Here is a 16,617-nt window from a genome sequence, read left to right on the forward strand (position 1 = left end):
CCACGGACCTCGACCTTTCATGACGACAGCTGTTCATCCCACCCGCGCACCCAGTTCCCGGCTGCGCTCCATCGACGCTCTTCGCGGTCTGATCATTCTCTTCATGCTGCTGGACCATGTGCGAGAAACCTTTTTTCTGCACCGTCAGGTAGTGGACCCGATGGACGTGGCCAGCACCGAGCCCGATCTGTTTTTCAGCCGCTTGCTGGCGCACTTGTGCGCGCCGCTGTTCGTGTTGCTGACCGGTCTGTCGGCTTACCTGTATGGCGAGAAATACAGTGGCAGGGCGGACGTTTCGGCATTCCTGCTCAAGCGCGGCCTGTTTCTGATCGCCCTTGAGTTCACGTTGGTGAGCTTTGCCTGGACCTTCCAGTTCCCGCCGACCGTGATCTACCTGCAGGTGATCTGGGCCATCGGCTTGAGCATGGTGGCGCTGTCGGCGATGGTCTACCTGCCGCGTTGGGCGTTGGTGGTGATTGGGGCAGTGATCATTGCCGGTCACAACCTGCTGGATTCGCTGCACTTCGGCATCGAGTCCGCGATGCACATTCCCTGGGCCATCCTGCATGACCGTGGCTGGATCGACGTTTCGGACAACTTGCGCTTGCGTACCTCGTATCCGTTGCTCCCCTGGATCGGCATCATCGCGCTGGGGTACGCCGCTGGGCCCTGGTTTTCGAGCGGTTACGACGCTGCATCGCGTCGCGCCAAACTGTGGTTGTGTGGTCTCGGTGCGCTGGCGGGCTTCATGGTGCTGCGCCTGATCAACGGCTACGGTGAAAAACCGTGGAGTGTGGGCGAAACCGAACTGCAGACCGTGATGAGCTTTCTCAACATCACCAAGTACCCGCCGTCGTTGCTGTTCATCAGCCTCACGCTGGGCATTGGCATGCTGATTCTGATCGCGTTCGAGAAGTGTCAGGAAAAGGGCTGGCTGCGTCCGCTGGTGGTGCTGGGTTCGGCGCCAATGTTCTTCTACCTGCTGCACTTGTACGTGCTGAAGATCCTGTACCTGATCGCGCTGGCAATCTGGGGCAAGAATCAGGGCAACTACTTCGGCTTCGACTACATGTGGGGCGTCTGGCTGATGTCAGTCGCGCTGGCGGTGGTGCTATTCCCGGCTGTACGCTGGTTCGCATCGCTCAAGGCACGACGTCGGGATATCACCTGGTTGAAGTATTTGTAAGTCAATGCGGCCGTGACACGGAGCTAAATGTGGCAGGCTTCACCACGTCTTCGACGTAGCGCTGTCGCGCTGCGAACACAGTGGGAGCGGACTTGTCCGCGAATGCAGTAGTTCGGCCGATGAATAGTCGTCGGATGTACAGGCCTTTTCGCGGACAAGTCCGCTCCCACGAGGTTTACGGTAAGCACTGTCTTTCGTGGGAGCGAGCTTGCTCGCGAAGGCTGTTTATCAAGCCCTTACGCGAGCAAGCTCGCTTCTGCGGGGCCCGTGTTCGCTGCGCAGCAGCGCAGCGTGTCAGGGATCAATCGTGATGCGCTTCGCCCACGAAGGTCAGCGAGGTGAACAGGCCGCGCTCGGCGATATCGGCGTTGTCTTTCACCGGAAGAGTCACTTCGGCTGCGATGATGTTCAAGCCTTCGTTACGCACCACGACCGTCGCCATGCCCTGAGCATCCGTCTCGGCGCTGACTGCATCTGGCGCGCTGCGGTAATCGCCGATCAGCTTGATGCCCGCAGCGGGTTTGCCATCGACTAGCACCTTCACCGGCAGCGGTTTGCCGACACCCACCTTGAGCGGATCAGCCAGCGGCACGATGACGAAGTTCAGCTTCTCGAAAGTCGGCAGCTTCGCACCTTCTTCATAAATGGCCACGCTGTACTTGAAGGTATGGATCGAATCGGTGCCGTTGGGCACCTTGCTGCGTCCTTCGTTGATCCATTTCTTCTCGGCATTGCGGGTCCACATGCCGTTGTCCAGCGCGACCGACAGAACGGCCGGTGGCTTGATCGGCACCAGGCGTGCGTGATCGTCCAGGCGTTGCACGGTGACCGGAATCATCCGGCCCTGAAGGTCATACGCCCAGGCACCACTGACTTTCTGTGCCTTGAACGCATTGTCTTCGGCACCGTGGCCGTAGACCACTTCGATGTTGCCGCGACGCTGTTCGGTCCATAAACCATGAGCACTGACCTGAGCGGCGAACAGTGCGCTGAGCAGGCTCAAGGCCACGAGCGGTTTCGATGAAAGCATGATGCATCCTTGTTGTTTTAGTGATCAGAGATTCAGTGTGAGGCTGACTGTGAAGTTACGCGGCTCGCCCGGCGCGACCCAGTAATTGCTGAAGGAGCGCTCGTAATATTTCTCGTCGAAAATATTGTTGAGGTTCAAACCTACGGTCACGTTCTCGCTGGCCTTGTAGTGCGCAAGCAGATCCACCGTCTGGTAGGCCGGCAGCTCGAAGCTGGTGCCGGACTCGCCGGAACGGTCGCCGACATAGGTGTAAGCGGCGCCCACATCCGAACCGCGCAACACGCCTTCCTGGAACTCGTAGACACCCAGCAGACTGCCGCTGTGTTTGGCCACGCCCAGGATCCGGCTGCCGGTCGGGATGGTGCGGTCACCCTTGGTGACTTCTGCGTCGATGTAAGCGAAGGCGCCGATCACGCGGACCGCTTCGGTGACCTGTCCGGTGAATTGCAGGTCGAACCCCTGGCTGCGCGCTTTGCCCACGGCGCGATTGGTGTCGGTGGACGGGTCAAGGGCCAGCACGTTTTCCTTCTCGATGTGGAACGCCGACAGCGTGGTGCTCAGACGATCATCGAACAGCTCGCTTTTGATACCCGCTTCGTAACCAACGCCTTCTTCAGGGTCAAATGTGTTGCCGGAGGCGTCGAGCCCGTTGTTGGGTTTGAACGAAGTCGAAACGTTGGTGAACAGCCCGACCTGCGGCGTGAGCTGGTAAAGAAGCCCCGCACGCTGGGTGAACGCATCGTGCCGCTGGCCCGACGTTCGGTTGGTGGTGTAGTCGTCGACCTGCTGGTCGAAATGCTCGAAGCGCGCACCGATCATCCCGCGCAGCTTGTCGGTGAACACGATCTGATCTTGCAGATTCAACGCACGGCTTTCGATATGTTCGAAAAAGTCAGTGCCCGAGCGAGCGCCATTGGGTTTTGGCTGGCCGTAGACCGGGTTGTATAGGTCGATGGCGTAGCTTGTGCCCGTCACCGGCGCGATATTGGTGACGCGCTCGTTCTTGCGGTAGTTCTCGTATTCAGTGCCGATCAGCACTTCGTGCTCAAGGCCCATGCCTTCGAAGCGCCCGCGCAGCTCCAGTTGGGTGATGCTGTCATGCCAATTGTTGTCACGTTCGCGGTAGCGGCGGTTGACGGTGCGGCCGTCGGCACTCAGGGGACGGGCTTCACTGGCGTAACCCGACAGCTCGCCCTGCTTGTAGTGGCTGGCCAGACGCAATGACCACACGTCATTGAGCTGATGGTCCAGCGCGAACTGGACCATGTTGTTGTCGTTATCGATGTCGTCGTCAGGCTCGCCCAGGAACGTTGAACGCGATACGCCGCTCCACTTGTTATTCGGTGCAACGACGCCACGGTCGAACGTCGACTTTTGACGGACGAACTCGGTTTCCACCAACAAGTGGGTGTCGGGGTTCAGTTGCCAACTGAAGGAGGGCGCAACGAAGACACGTTTGCTCTCGACGTGATCACGGAAGCTGTTGTTGTCTTCAACGGCCAGGTTCACCCGCGACAGCAGGTTGCCCTCTTCGTCGAGCGGGGTGTTGACGTCCAGCGCCGTGCGGTAACGGTCCCAGCTGCCAGCGCTGGTCTGTAAGGTGGTGAAGGCTTCGCGCTGCGGTTTCTTGGTGACGATGTTGACGGTGCCGCCCGGGTCGCCGCGCCCGTACAGGCTGGCTGCCGGGCCTTTGAGCACTTCGATGCGCTCAATGTTTGCCGCGTCAGGGGTGGCGGGGTAGCCACGGTTGGCGCTGAAACCGTCCTTATAGAACTCGGAGGTGGTGAAACCGCGAATGCTGTATTCGTAGAGTGTCAGGCCGCCAAAGTTGTTCTGCTTCGACACGCCGCCCGCGAAATCCAGCGCACGCTCCACGCTGTTGCTGCCCAGGTCTTTCAATACCGTAGCAGGCACCACGCTGATGGACTGCGGGATGTCCTTGATGGCGGTGTCGGTTTTGGTGGCGGTGGCGGAACGGGTCGCCCGATAGCCTTGCACCGCACTGGTTGCCGTTTCGTATTGATAGTCGGAGGTGACGTTGACACTTTCCAGCTCGATGGTCTTGGGCTGTTCTTCCGCAAAACCGGTGTTGCCGAGCATCCCGATGGCCAAGCCTGCCAGAGACGCAATTTTACGAGACGACATGTGAGACTTCCTGATAGTTATGGATACAATATAACATCTCTGTTGAGAATTGTTTCCATACAGAAGCGCTCGTTTCCAACGAATTTTCAGAGCCGACGCGAACCAATGCTTGAGGTTTTATACATTCAGGATGAGGGAGAGGGGCGCACGATCGACACGAACGGAGTTCAGCCCCGTTCGTGCTTTTTGGCTGTGATGGGAGGCGATTATTTAACGCGGTTGCTCAGGGTGCTGACCGTGCTTTTCAACGAGTTCAGTTCGCTTCGTGTATTGCTGATGTCGTTTTTCAGGTCTGAGAGATCGCCGCTGCTGGCGCTCGACCCCGAATCGCGTTTCAAATCGCCGATCTGGCTCTGCAGCGCTCCAATCGTACGGCCCTGTTCGTCAATCTTGCTTTTTAGCGCGGAAACATCGCTGTCGTTGCTGCTGGACTGAGTGCCGTTGTTGCGTTTGAGTTCCTCGATCAGCCGCGCTTGAGCCTCGATGGTTTGTTTCAGGCTTTCCAGCTTCGCCGCATTCAGTTTGGCGTCGTTCAGCAGTGCCTGCAGATCACCCAGCGTGACATTGGTACTGCGCAGGGAATAGACCGAATTGGTTTCGTAATGGGTGGCAGCCAGGTTGTCTTGGGGGAATGCGCCGCCGGCATTGAAATCGAGCGCCTGCGCCTGGGAAAAGGCCAGGCCGCTGATCAATAACGCCGCGAAACGAGAACCCCACCGCGGTGAAAAAGAGTGACTAGCCATTACCTGAATTTCCTTGTCACGTACCGAAAATGGCACATTGGTATGACTAAAAGCCGGGTGTCTGGTTCAGGATCTGGCAGGGTTTATTTCTTTCCTCAACTGCCCTGTAACGGCCTCTCGTCCTGGAAGAAATAGTCCCTCAAGGACGCAGGCTTGTTCTGGGTAGCGCCGACGCGGTACAGGAATGCTGCCGACGGGCTGATCAATGATCTTGAGCCTTTCGGCCCGGTCGATGACCTGTTCGTCCAGAAGAAAATCTTTCCCCATGCCGTCAAGGTTGCAACCCTGGTTGACCGGGAGATAGTAGCGACGGATCGCGATATCACCTTGCGATGATGCCAGCCGCGTGTCGTTGGTGTAGTGTGCGCACCCAAAACAAGGGGCGCCTCCATGCAAGACCTGCTGAACGAAATCCTCGACGAAGTGAGACCTTTGATCGGTCAGGGCAAAGTCGCCGATTACATCCCCGCGCTGGGTGGCGTAAGGCCCGACCAACTGGGCATTGCGGTGTACGGCAATGACGGTCAGATGTTCAGTGCCGGGGATGCAGAAACGCGATTTTCGATCCAGAGCATTTCCAAGGTGTTCAGTCTGGTACAGGCCATCGGGCATTCGGGCGAAGACATCTGGCAGCGTCTCGGTCACGAGCCTTCCGGCCAGCCGTTCAACTCGCTGGTGCAGCTGGAATTCGAGCGGGGCAGGCCGCGCAATCCGTTCATCAATGCCGGTGCGCTGGTGATCTGCGACATCAATCAGGCACGCTTTGCGGCGCCGTCACTGTCGATGCGCGACTTTGTCCGACGTTTATGCGGTAACCCATCGATTACTTCCGACTCCAAAGTGGCCGAATCCGAATACCAGCATCGTTCGCGCAATGCCGCAGCGGCGTACCTGATGAAGTCGTTCGAGAACTTTCATGGCGATGTGGAAGACGTGCTGCGCAGCTACTTCCACCATTGCGCCCTGAGCATGAGCTGCATCGACCTGGCCCGTGCCTTTGGCTTTCTGGCCAATCAGGGGTTCTGCACCCACAGCGGCGAGCAGATTCTCAGCGCTCGGCAGGCCACCCAACTGAATTCGATCATGGCCACCAGCGGCTTGTATGACGAGGCGGGCAATTTCGCCTATCGCGTCGGTCTGCCGGGCAAAAGTGGTGTGGGCGGTGGTATCGTCGCCATCGTGCCAGAGCGGTTCTCGGTCTGTGTGTGGTCCCCGGAATTGAACGCAGCGGGCAATTCCCTTGTCGGTATGGCGGCGCTGGAAAAGCTCAGCGCCAGGATCGACTGGTCGGTGTTTTAACGCTAAAGCGCTCAGGCTTTAATCTTGAGCGCACACGCAGCGGGGTCATGGATTGAATAAAAGTCTGTTCAAATCGCTCACGATGAGCGTTGCGTTGTTGTTGCTGGCTGCTTGCGGCACCCAGCGCCCTCAGGAGCCGGAGTTGAGCCCCGAGCAGGCACGGGCGCGGATCCTGCGCCTGATGCCCGCCACGGTCAGTGATCGTCAGGCGTGGGCCACGGACATCCAGGCAGCCTTCTCGGCGCAGAAAATCCCGCTGACCACCGAGCATGTGTGTTCCGTGCTGGCCGTGACCGAGCAGGAGTCCACTTACCAGGTCGACCCGGCCGTCCCCAACATGGGCCGTATTGCGCGCGCCGAAATCGATCGTCGTGCGGCGCGTCTGCACATTCCCAATGCCCTGATTGCCACTGCGCTGCGCGTACGCTCCCCGGACGGCAAGACCTACGGCAAGCGCCTCGATGCGGCCCGCACCGAGAAAGAGCTGAGCGCGATTTTCGATGACTTCATCGGCATGGTGCCGTTGGGGCAGGCATTGTTCGGCAACTTCAACCCGGTCAAGACCGGCGGCCCGATGCAGGTCAGCATCGCCTTCGCGGAAAAGCGAGCCGAGGATTACCCCTACACAGTCGATGGCTCGATTCGACGCGAAGTGTTTACCCGGCGTGGCGGCATGTATTTCGGTATCGCGCATTTGCTGGGCTACCCGGTCAGCTACGACAAGTCCCTGTACCGCTTCGCCGACTTCAATGCCGGCTGGTACGCCAGCCGCAACGCGGCGTTCCAGGCGGCTGTCAGCCAGACGACGGGGATCAACCTGGCGCTGGATGGCGACCTGATTCGTTTCGACTCCACCTCGCCGGGCTCAACCGAGTTGGCGGTGCGTACCCTGGGTGACCGGCTGGGCATGAACAAGTCGCAGATATGGAGCCAGCTCAAGCAAGGCGACACCCTGGAGTTTGAGGAAACTGATCTGTACCGCAAGGTGTTTGCAATGGCCGACCGGGCAGCCGGCAAGCCGTTGCCTCGGGCGATCCTGCCGGGCATCACGCTCAAGAGTCCGAAGATCACCCGCAACCTGACCACTGCCTGGTTCGCCGAACGGGTAGACGACCGTCGTGAGCGCTGCGTACAGCGTGCGCCAGCGGGGATGTAATGAGGGCCGCGCTAAGCGAGGTGCCCTGAATGAACGCAAGCGTAATGTGGGCGCGACTTGTCCGCGAAAAACCAGTGCATGCTGATCGTCCCCACGCTCGGCGTTGGAAGCCTCCCACTGTTCGTTTATTGCAGCACTGCGTCTTTATAAACATCAGCGCTCTGTTTTGGAATCCGTTCAACCGCGTGCCAGCTTCACCGTCATCGCATCCGGCTCACCGTCAAAAAACGTATCCAGCACTTCTTGAAACACCGGCCTGTCAGGCGCTGCGAGTCTGAACAGGGTCATGCTCGATTGCAGCTTCATGTCGTCCGGCGAACTGAATATTTGTCGCGCCGTGCGTTCTACCTGAGGGGCAATGAGATGGGCGCATTGTTCAAGGCGTGGACCCAGCAGCGGATGTTGCAGGTAGGCTCGGGCTTCATCGAGGTTGCTGATGGCATAGCGCTGGGCCATGTCGCTGCGACCCAGGCCACGGATCTGGGGAAACACGAACCACATCCAGTGGCTGCGTTTCTTCCCGGTTTCAAGCTCCACCAGCACCTGTGCGAATACCGGTTGCTGAGCATCGACAAAGCGTTGCAGGTTGTAAGCATCGTTCATGATGAGCCTCCTGTTTTTTAGCGAGCCTGCGTCTACGGCCGTATGATGGCCGACCTTTCCAGGGTTGGTTCGGTATCGAGAGTTCTAGTGTCTATGCCCGTTTTCAAGCGTTTTTCATCGTTCATGCAGCAGGCCTTCCGTGCGATGCAGCTGGTCTGGACCACCTCCAGATGGCTGTCGCTGGGGTTGATCCTTGCCACGTTGGTGGCCGGCCTGTTGCCCGCCCTGGCAGCCTGGCTGGGTCAGCGCATTGTGGATGCCGTTGTCGCCGCCATGCAATTGCATGCCAGCACCGGTGAAGCGCCGCTCTGGCCCGTGTTGCGCTACGTCTTGTTCGAAGCGGGCGTGTTGGCCTTGCTGGCCGCTGCACAGCGGGGCCTGTCGGTGCAACAGGCGTTGCTGCGTGTGTTGCTGGGGCAGAAGGTCAACACCCTGATTCTGGAAAAAGCGCAGACCTTGTCTCTGATGCAATTCGAAGACTCGGAGTTCTACGACAAGCTGGTTCGTGTGCGACGAGAGGCGTCGACACGGCCGCTGGCATTGGTCACCAAGTCGCTGGGCCTGTTGCAAAACCTTATCTCGCTGATCAGCTTTGGCGTGCTGCTGGTGCATTTCTCGCCTTGGGCGCTGGTGATTCTGGTGCTGGGTGCGTTGCCGGTGTTTTTCGCTGAAGCGCACTTTTCCGGTGACGCATTCCGGCTATTTACCCGCCGAGCTCCGGAAACCCGGCGGCAGAATTACATCGAGACGCTGCTTTCCCACGAAGGCTATATCAAGGAGGTCAAACTGTTCGGCTTCGCGCCGCTGCTGCTCAAACGCTATCGCGAAACGTTCGAACGCCTCTACGCCGAAGACCGTCGGCTGACCGTACGCCGCGACGGCTGGGGCTTTTTGCTCGGGCTGTTGGGCACTGCCGCGTTCTATCTGGCTTACGCCTGGGTGGTGGTCGATGCGGTGCATGGCCGTATCACGCTTGGCCAGATGACCATGTACCTGGTGCTGTTCAAACAGGGCCAGGCGGCCGTCAGCAGTAGCCTGAGCGCGATCAGCGGTCTTTATGAAGACGGTTTGTATCTGGCCGATCTGTACGTTTACCTTGCCCAGCCCGTGGTGGTGCCCGCCGGTAACCTGAGCCAGGGCGCGTTGCCGGGCGACGGCCTGCGTTTCGAGGACGTGACCTTCACCTATCCCGGCACCAGCCGGCCGGCACTGGAACATATCGACCTGCATCTGGCACCGGGTCGCAGCGTAGCGCTGGTGGGTGAGAACGGTTCCGGCAAGACCACGCTGATCAAGCTGCTGACCCGCCTTTACAAGCCTGACCAAGGACGCATTCTGCTCGACGGCAGTGATCTTCAGGAATGGAACGAAGAGGCGTTGCGCACCCGCATAGGGGTGATTTTTCAGGACTTCATCCGTTACCAGTTTCTGGTCGGTGAAAACCTCGGCGTGGGAGACACCGACGCCTTCCATGACGAAGCGCGCTGGCGCGAAGCTGCTGCACAGGGCATGGCTGCGCCGTTCATCGAACAGCTCGACAAGGGGTATGAAACGCAGTTGGGACGCTGGTTTGCGGGGGGGCAGGAACTGTCCGGCGGCCAATGGCAGAAGATCGCGCTGTCCCGTGCCTACATGCGCCGCGACGCCGACATTCTGATTCTCGACGAACCCACCGCTGCGCTGGATGCCGGTGCGGAAGCGGCGGTGTTCGATCATTTTCGCGAGTACGCCAAAGGTCGCATGACGCTGCTGATTTCCCATCGATTTTCCAGTGTGCGCAATGCCGAACACATCGTTGTGCTGGAGCACGGCAGGGTTCTGGAACGTGGCAGTCATGACAGCCTGATCGAGGCGAAAGGGCGCTACGCCGGGCTTTTCGACCTGCAGGCCCAAGGCTACCGCTAGATGGAGGCAGTCATGAAAAGCGACAAAAGTTCTTGCAGTGCGTCATCGACAGGCGTTTTATAGGGCTCGTTTTTTACGGCACCCATGTGTGCTTTTCTTCTGAACCGGATGGAGTCATCAATGCAATTTCGTTCATTGGGCAAGACTGACCTGTCGGTCAGCGCCATCACCTTGGGCACCATGACCTGGGGCGAGCAGAACACGCAGGAAGAAGCGTTCGAGCAGATTCGGATGGCCAAAGAGGCCGGCGTCAACTTCCTCGACACCGCCGAGATGTACCCGGTGCCGCCACGTGGCGAAACCTACACCAAGACCGAAAGCATCATCGGCGAGTACTTCAAGAAGTACGGCGACCGCAGCGATTGGGTACTGGCCAGCAAAGTGGCCGGTCCCGGCCGCATGGAACACATCCGCGATGGCAACCCGCGTCTGGATCGTCACAACATCACCGCCGCGCTGGAGGCCAGTCTCAAGCGCCTGAACACCGATTACCTGGACCTGTATCAACTGCACTGGCCGGACCGCAAGACCAACTTCTTCGGCGCACTGGGTTACACCCATGACCCGGACGATGTGTCGGTCGAGATCGAAGAAACCCTGTCGGTGCTGGGCGACCTGGTCAAAGCGGGCAAGATCCGTCACTTCGGCCTGTCCAACGAGACGCCGTGGGGCACCCAGCGTTTCCTGCACTTGGCCGAAAAGCTCGACCTGCCACGCGCTGTGTCGATCCAGAACCCCTACAACCTGCTGAACCGCACGTTCGAAGTGGGTCTGGCGGAAATTGCCATTCGTGAACAGATCGGTCTGCTGGCGTATTCGCCGTTGGCGTTCGGCGTACTGGCGGGCAAATACCTGGACGGCGCACGTCCGGCCGATGGCCGCCTGACCCTGTTCGAGCGCTTCCAGCGTTACAACAATCCGCAGGCGGTCAGCGCAACGGCTCAGTACGTGGCTCTGGCCCGCGAGCACGGCCTTGACCCTTCTCAGATGGCGCTGGCCTACGTCACCAGTCGGCCGTTCGTGACCAGCAACATCATCGGCGCCACCAAGCTGGATCAACTGGCTGTCAATCTGGCGAGCATCGATGTCACGCTGTCGGACGATGTAATTGCCGGTATCGAAGCCATACACATTTCGCAACCCAACCCGGCCCCGTAAGCGGAACGCTACTGAACTAACTTTCAGCCTCGCCAGTCAGCATCTAACGCATGCCCTAGCAGACTCCGAGGCTGAATTCGATGCATATCTCTCTCAAGCAACAAGTCGCACTCGTCACCGGCGCCAGTTCCGGCCTGGGCGCTGCGGCCGCGCGCGCGCTGGCAGACGCCGGGGCGGCTGTGGTCATCAACTACCATTCCAAGGCTGAACCTGCTGAACAGCTGGCCGAAGAGATTCGCGCCGCTGGCGGTCAGGCCATCGCCGTCGGTGCCGATGTTTCAAAGGAGGATGAGGTCGAGCGGCTCTTTGCCCAGACCATCGAGCAGTTTGGGGCACTGGACATTCTGTTTGCCAACTCGGGTCTGCAAAAGGACGCCGCGTTCGTCGACATGAGCCTTGAGGACTGGAACACCGTCATCAACGTCAACCTCACCGGCCAGTTTCTCTGTGCCCGCGCAGCCGTGCGTCAGTTCATCAGCCAGGGCATGCGCAAAGACGTGTCACGGGCAATGGGCAAGATCATTCACATGAGTTCGGTGCATCAGCTCATCCCCTGGGCCGGTCACGTCAACTACGCGGCCTCCAAAGGCGGTGTCGACCTGTTGATGCGCAGCATTGCTCAGGAAGTGGGTGAACAGAAGATTCGCGTCAACAGCATTGCCCCGGGCGCTATCCGCACGCCGATCAACGCCGATGCCCGACAGGGCGATGCCGAAAAGAAAATGCTGGAATTGATCCCCTACGGCCGCATCGGTGAGCCTGAAGACGTGGCCAACGCAGTGGTCTGGCTGGCGTCCGATGCGTCGGATTATGTGCACGGCACGACGCTGTTCATTGACGGTGGCATGACCCTCTACCCGGAGTTCCGTGGCAATGGCTGACTTCCCCGAAGAACCGCAAAACGCTATCGAGAACCACGGCATCATTGGCGACATGCGCAGTGCCGCATTGATCGCCGACACCGGCAGCATCGATTTCTGCTGCTGGCCTGACTTTGACAGTCCGTCGATTTTCACCGCACTGCTGGACACTAACGATGCGGGGATTTTCCAGCTGGCGCCGGATCTGCCGGATGCGCGACGCTTGCAAATCTACCTTCCAGACACCAACGTCCTACAGACCCGCTGGATTTCGGAGGAGGCCGTGGTCGAGGTCACCGACCTGATGCCCATTGGCGAAGACGAGAATGACCTGCCGCGCATCGTGCGTCGGGTCCAGGTGCGCTTCGGTCAAGCCACGATCCGCATGCGCTGCAAGGTGCGCATGGATTACAGCCGCGCCGAAACCACCGCGCATCAGGAAGGCAACGACGTGTGCTTTCAGGCCGAAGGCCAGCCCGGGATGCGCTTGTCGGCGGCCACGCCGCTGCACGTCGAGCAGGACGCGGCGGTGGCCGAGTTCCGCATGGAGAAGGGCCAGACCCTCGAATTCATTCTCGGCGGTTTCGATGACCCCCATGTAGCGGCGGGCAAATGCTCACGTTACTTCGATGACACGCTCACGTTCTGGCGACGCTGGGCCGGGCAGTCGCAGTACAAGGGCCGTTGGCGCGAGATGGTCATGCGTTCGGCGCTGGCGCTCAAGCTGCTGACCTCGCGCAAGCATGGCGGCATCGTCGCCGCAGCGACCTTCGGCCTGCCGGAAACACCCGGCGGTGAGCGCAACTGGGACTACCGCTACACCTGGATTCGAGATGCCTCTTTTACCGTGTATGCCTTCATGCGGCTGGGCTACACCGAGGAAGCCAACGCCTTCATGGGCTGGATGCGCGGTCGTCTGGATGACAGCTGCGAGAACACGCAAAAGATGGGCATCCTCTACGCCCTCGACGGCAACGAAAAGCTGCCCGAGGAGCACCTCGACCACCTGACCGGTTACGGCGGTGCGCTGCCGGTGCGGATCGGTAACGGAGCCTACGAGCAGACACAACTGGATATCTATGGCGAACTGATGGATGCCGTGTACCTGGCCAACAAGTACGGCGACGCCATCTCCCATGACGGCTGGAAGCATGTCGTGCGTCAGGTGGATTACGTCTGTGAGCATTGGAGCGATCGGGATGTGGGCATTTGGGAAATGCGCGGTGGCGATCAGCATTTCCTGCATTCGCGGTTGATGTGCTGGGTAGCGCTGGATCGAGCGTTGCGCCTGGCGTTCAAGCGCTCACTGTCTGGCCCCTTCGAGCGCTGGACCAAAGTGCGCGAGCAGATTCACGACGACATCTGGGAAAACTTCTGGAACGAGGAGCTGGGGCATTTCGTGCAGCACAAGGGCAGTCGCAACCTGGACGCGTCAATGCTGTTGATGCCGCTGGTGCGTTTTGTCGGTGCGAGTGATCCCAAGTGGCTGGCCACGCTGGACGCCATTGAGCGCACGCTGGTGCGTGATGGCATGGTGTTCCGCTATCGCAACGATGACCACCATGACGACGGACTGGCAGGCGAAGAGGGCGCATTCGTGGCGTGCTCGTTCTGGTACGTCGAATGCCTGGCCCGCGCAGGGCGGGTCGGTCAGGCGCATCTGGAGTTCGAACAGCTGCTGCGTTACGCCAATCCGCTCGGGTTGTATGCCGAGGAGTTCGATCCGCATGCCCGTCATCTCGGTAACACACCTCAGGCGCTCAGCCACCTGGCGCTGATCAGCGCGGCGAGCTTTCTGGACCGCAAGTTGGGCGGCGGGCAGGCGCTCTGGCAACCCTGAGTCCTGCCGCACTATGGGCGTTGCGTTACTTGGTGTGTAACGCGAAGCCCACTGACAGGTCTTCCAGCGCGTAGTTGTCCGCGATCATTCCACAGTAACTCAGGCGTGCCAGATAGACGCCCGGATTGCCCATATAGCCGCGGATGTCGATGTCATCGCTACACATCGCCCATTTTCGGCCGCGCAACACGCCCACCGCCTGCCCGGAGCGAATCGCTCCTATCGGCGTCCAGTCGGCGACGATCAACGCGCCTTCCGGCACGGACTGCTCGTAGGCTTTCACGAATTGCTCGGCAGACCGATCGGGCAGGTAGGGCACCATGAAGTAGTGAATGTCATCGCGAAACGGCAGTTTCTCTTTGTGGGTCGGCAGGTTGACGACACCGATGGCGTAAAGCGTCCAGGCCAGCATGATCACCAGTGGGGAGGTCAGCACCGAGACATTGAGCAATGCGGTTCCAGCCGGATGACGTGCCAGCAGTGTGGACAGTTGAATCATGCCGATGATGTTCAGCATCGCGATGCCCGGCAGGAAAAACGTGAAACGGTCGGTGACGTTGTAGGACATCGCGAAGACCAGATTCAGCACCGCGGCGCTCCACAGCAGCCGCAGTCGGCTGTCATTGGGGAACGTCAACAGTCCGGCGATCTGCGGGCCGATCAGCGACAGCATCAGCAACGCCACCGAATTTTTCTCGTGCCACAGGTCGTCGAACCGAAACAGACTGCCCTCCCAATGCGGGCCTGGGACCACGGTCGAAGCCCCGGTCAGATAGCGTATGGCGATCTCCAACGGGCTCATTCCGGTGTTGATATCGTTGAAGACTGCCACGATGGCGGTGGCCAATCCAAGTACGAATCCGGGCACGGTCATCAAGATTCGCGCCTTGTGCTGGTGGAGCAGCTGGATATAAAGCGGCAGCAGCACAATGAAGGTCAGTTGGTGAATAGAGGCGCTCAGCCCGGTCAGTACGCCGATGACAAACAGCTTTTTAAACGGCGTCAGAGGTGGGCTGGCGCTGAAGTGCACGGCGTAGGCCAAGAGCACAAAGAGCATGTGCAGCAGATACACCTCGGCTTTCGTCGACACCCAGAACACCGCATGGGCCAGAAGGGTGGCGGTGGTCGCGAGCAGCGCCTGACGGGCAGTAGCACCGACGCGCGTCGCCAGATGGAAAATGATCCACGCCAACGGCAGCAGAAGCAGGGAGTTCATCAGGCTGAGCAGTCGTGAGCCGAACACGGCGTAAAACACCGAGCTGAGAAAGTGATAGAACGGATGATCCAGCGGCCCGAGCGACTGGCTGAAATACTCGCCGGTGGTGGCGTCAGCCAGAAACACACCGTTGTCCATCCACTGGACCGGACCGCTGGAGGCGATGAAGCTTGCGACGATGGCTGCGCATAACAGCAGCAGCGGGACGACGACCGAATGTTTGGCGTCGGATGAATGCATTGAGCGGCCCCTCCTTGGAAATAAGCAGTGGATATTCCTGTGTTGCTGAAGCAGTGCCCCCTCTCATCCAAGAACCGGTCACCCACTGAAGGCAGCCGATTGTGTAGGCGCGAACCGGGCGATGTTCCGCTTGCCCACGAATACTGCATTCCAGTCGATGAATCTTCGTCGGATGTGCTGGCCATGTCGCGGACTAGCAAAACAATGTCCGGTCCGCTGCTACGGGAAGACGTGGTGAAGTCTCCCGCTGAAAATCGCCTCTGCCACCAGCGGCGGGGTGTGTTTGCAGAACTCTTCCCTGAATTCCAGGCATGGACAGTGTCTCCTGTGCAAGTGAGTGCACTATGGAACGAAAATGGGCAATCGCCTCTTGAATAAAATTGAACACCCCGCGTTTTATTGTCGTGCAGCTGGCGTCAGAAAAGACCGGCCCACTACCGTGCCCAATGACTGAAACTATTATTCCACCCAACTGACCTGTCGTTTTTACCGAGCCGTGGGGCAGGGAAGTTGTACCGCAGGGTAATAAGGCATTAAGGGATTGATACCGCAGGGATGGCGTGCGTACTTGATGGCGGCTTAAACCTACCGCGCAAAGGTATTGAAACGGGTGTCGCATGAGCGACGAGGCGGGTCATAATGACCCCTTTCGTTTTGTCTTCCGGGAGTCATTATGACCCACCCTTTGCTTCGCGCGCTGGTGCCGCTGGTTGCCGATCTGTCACGGGAGATGCCGGACGGGGAACGCTATCGACGGCTGTTGCAATCGCTGCGGCAAATGCTGCCCTGTGACGCCACGGCGCTGCTGAGGCTTGAGGGCGACGTGCTGATTCCGCTGGCGGTCGATGGGCTCAGCCCGGATACCCTGGGGCGACGTTTCAACGTCGATGAGCATCCGCGGTTCAAGGCGTTGCTGGAAAGCCCGGTCCCGTTGCGTTTCGCACAGGACTGCCCGATGCCTGACCCCTACGACGGCCTCGTCGAAGGGCATGGGCCCCTGGAGGTCCACGATTGCCTTGGCTGCGTGCTGCATTTCCAGGCGCGGCCGTGGGGCCTGATCACGCTGGACTCACTGGATCCGGCGAGCTTTGGCAGCGTCGATCTGGACAACCTGCAAGCCTTCGCGAGCCTGGCCGCTGCGACGGTCATGGCCAGTGAGCGTATCCAGTCGCTGGCACGCGGTTTCGAGGATCAGCGGCAGTTGGCGGAGGTTTACAAGCGGGCGGCGGGTGGGCG

General features: G+C 59.6%; 14 protein-coding genes and 1 pseudogene. 9 read left to right on the forward strand and 6 right to left on the reverse strand.

Going from position 1 to position 16,617, the window contains the following annotated elements; genetic code table 11:
- Window positions 1–19 precede the first annotated feature (19 nt).
- A complete protein-coding gene (locus ALP40_RS13315) occupies window positions 20–1,186 on the forward strand; it encodes a DUF1624 domain-containing protein (RefSeq protein ID WP_122208722.1) in 1,167 nt (388 codons plus the stop codon).
- 301 nt (window positions 1,187–1,487) lie between these two features.
- Here the strand turns inward: ALP40_RS13315 and ALP40_RS13320 are convergent, their stop codons facing one another.
- The 4 genes and pseudogenes from ALP40_RS13320 to ALP40_RS25855 all read right to left on the reverse strand — a co-directional run.
- Window positions 1,488–2,216: a DUF4198 domain-containing protein gene (locus ALP40_RS13320; protein WP_122208723.1), complete on the reverse strand. Its 729-nt coding sequence runs from the start codon at window positions 2,214–2,216 to the stop codon at window positions 1,488–1,490.
- A 24-nt stretch (window positions 2,217–2,240) separates the two neighbouring features.
- Window positions 2,241–4,361, reverse strand: a complete 2,121-nt coding sequence (locus tag ALP40_RS13325) for a TonB-dependent siderophore receptor (RefSeq protein WP_122208724.1) — start codon at window positions 4,359–4,361, stop codon at window positions 2,241–2,243.
- A 206-nt stretch (window positions 4,362–4,567) separates the two neighbouring features.
- The gene (locus ALP40_RS13330; RefSeq protein ID WP_259640705.1) at window positions 4,568–5,104 is read right to left on the reverse strand and encodes a hypothetical protein; all 537 of its coding nucleotides are present in this window, start codon (window positions 5,102–5,104) and stop codon (window positions 4,568–4,570) included.
- 95 nt (window positions 5,105–5,199) lie between these two features.
- A pseudogene (locus ALP40_RS25855) lies at window positions 5,200–5,301 on the reverse strand (hypothetical protein); the annotation flags it as partial.
- Here ALP40_RS25855 and ALP40_RS25565 point away from each other — a divergent pair.
- The 3 genes from ALP40_RS25565 (at window position 5,258) to ALP40_RS13345 (ending at window position 7,559) form a co-directional block, all read left to right on the forward strand.
- The gene (locus ALP40_RS25565) at window positions 5,258–5,440 is read left to right on the forward strand and encodes a hypothetical protein (protein ID WP_183136042.1); all 183 of its coding nucleotides are present in this window, start codon (window positions 5,258–5,260) and stop codon (window positions 5,438–5,440) included. The pseudogene ALP40_RS25855 and the gene ALP40_RS25565 sit on opposite strands and share 44 nt — an antisense overlap.
- A 54-nt stretch (window positions 5,441–5,494) precedes the next feature.
- On the forward strand, window positions 5,495–6,403 hold the full coding sequence (glsB, locus tag ALP40_RS13340; protein WP_122208725.1) for a glutaminase B: 909 nt from the start codon (window positions 5,495–5,497) through the stop codon (window positions 6,401–6,403).
- 82 nt (window positions 6,404–6,485) lie between these two features.
- Window positions 6,486–7,559: a DUF1615 domain-containing protein gene (locus tag ALP40_RS13345; RefSeq protein WP_122208726.1), complete on the forward strand. Its 1,074-nt coding sequence runs from the start codon at window positions 6,486–6,488 to the stop codon at window positions 7,557–7,559.
- Window positions 7,560–7,736: 177 nt separating this feature from the next.
- Here the strand turns inward: ALP40_RS13345 and ALP40_RS13350 are convergent, their stop codons facing one another.
- On the reverse strand, window positions 7,737–8,162 hold the full coding sequence (locus tag ALP40_RS13350; protein WP_122208727.1) for a DUF1810 domain-containing protein: 426 nt from the start codon (window positions 8,160–8,162) through the stop codon (window positions 7,737–7,739).
- A gap of 93 nt (window positions 8,163–8,255) precedes the next feature.
- On the opposite strand from ALP40_RS13350, the gene ALP40_RS13355 reads away from it, so the two are divergent.
- The 4 genes from ALP40_RS13355 to ALP40_RS13370 all read left to right on the forward strand — a co-directional run bounded on the left by ALP40_RS13355 (window position 8,256) and on the right by ALP40_RS13370 (window position 13,925).
- Window positions 8,256–10,067 (forward strand): ABC transporter ATP-binding protein, encoded by a 1,812-nt coding sequence (locus ALP40_RS13355; protein ID WP_122208728.1) that lies wholly within the window; start codon window positions 8,256–8,258, stop codon window positions 10,065–10,067.
- Window positions 10,068–10,187: 120 nt separating this feature from the next.
- Complete coding sequence (locus ALP40_RS13360) at window positions 10,188–11,225, forward strand: NADP(H)-dependent aldo-keto reductase (protein ID WP_122208729.1); 1,038 nt, start codon at window positions 10,188–10,190, stop codon at window positions 11,223–11,225.
- A gap of 80 nt (window positions 11,226–11,305) precedes the next feature.
- The gene (locus tag ALP40_RS13365) at window positions 11,306–12,106 is read left to right on the forward strand and encodes a glucose 1-dehydrogenase (RefSeq protein ID WP_122208730.1); all 801 of its coding nucleotides are present in this window, start codon (window positions 11,306–11,308) and stop codon (window positions 12,104–12,106) included.
- Window positions 12,099–13,925 carry a glycoside hydrolase family 15 protein gene (locus ALP40_RS13370; RefSeq protein WP_122208731.1) on the forward strand — a complete coding sequence of 609 codons (1,827 nt, stop codon included), beginning with the start codon at window positions 12,099–12,101 and terminating at the stop codon, window positions 13,923–13,925. The genes ALP40_RS13365 and ALP40_RS13370 overlap by 8 nt, the downstream gene beginning before the upstream one ends.
- A 25-nt stretch (window positions 13,926–13,950) precedes the next feature.
- On the opposite strand, the gene ALP40_RS13375 is transcribed toward ALP40_RS13370, so the two are convergent.
- Window positions 13,951–15,381, reverse strand: coding sequence for a DUF2723 domain-containing protein (locus ALP40_RS13375; RefSeq protein WP_122208732.1), 1,431 nt, complete (start codon window positions 15,379–15,381; stop codon window positions 13,951–13,953).
- 673 nt (window positions 15,382–16,054) lie between these two features.
- Here ALP40_RS13375 and ALP40_RS13380 point away from each other — a divergent pair.
- The coding region (locus ALP40_RS13380) for a GAF domain-containing protein (protein ID WP_122208733.1) at window positions 16,055–16,617 on the forward strand (563 nt) is incomplete at its 3' end.

Origin of the sequence: Pseudomonas viridiflava, from assembly GCF_003702045.1 — a bacterium.
GTDB lineage: Bacteria > Pseudomonadota > Gammaproteobacteria > Pseudomonadales > Pseudomonadaceae > Aquipseudomonas > Aquipseudomonas viridiflava_C.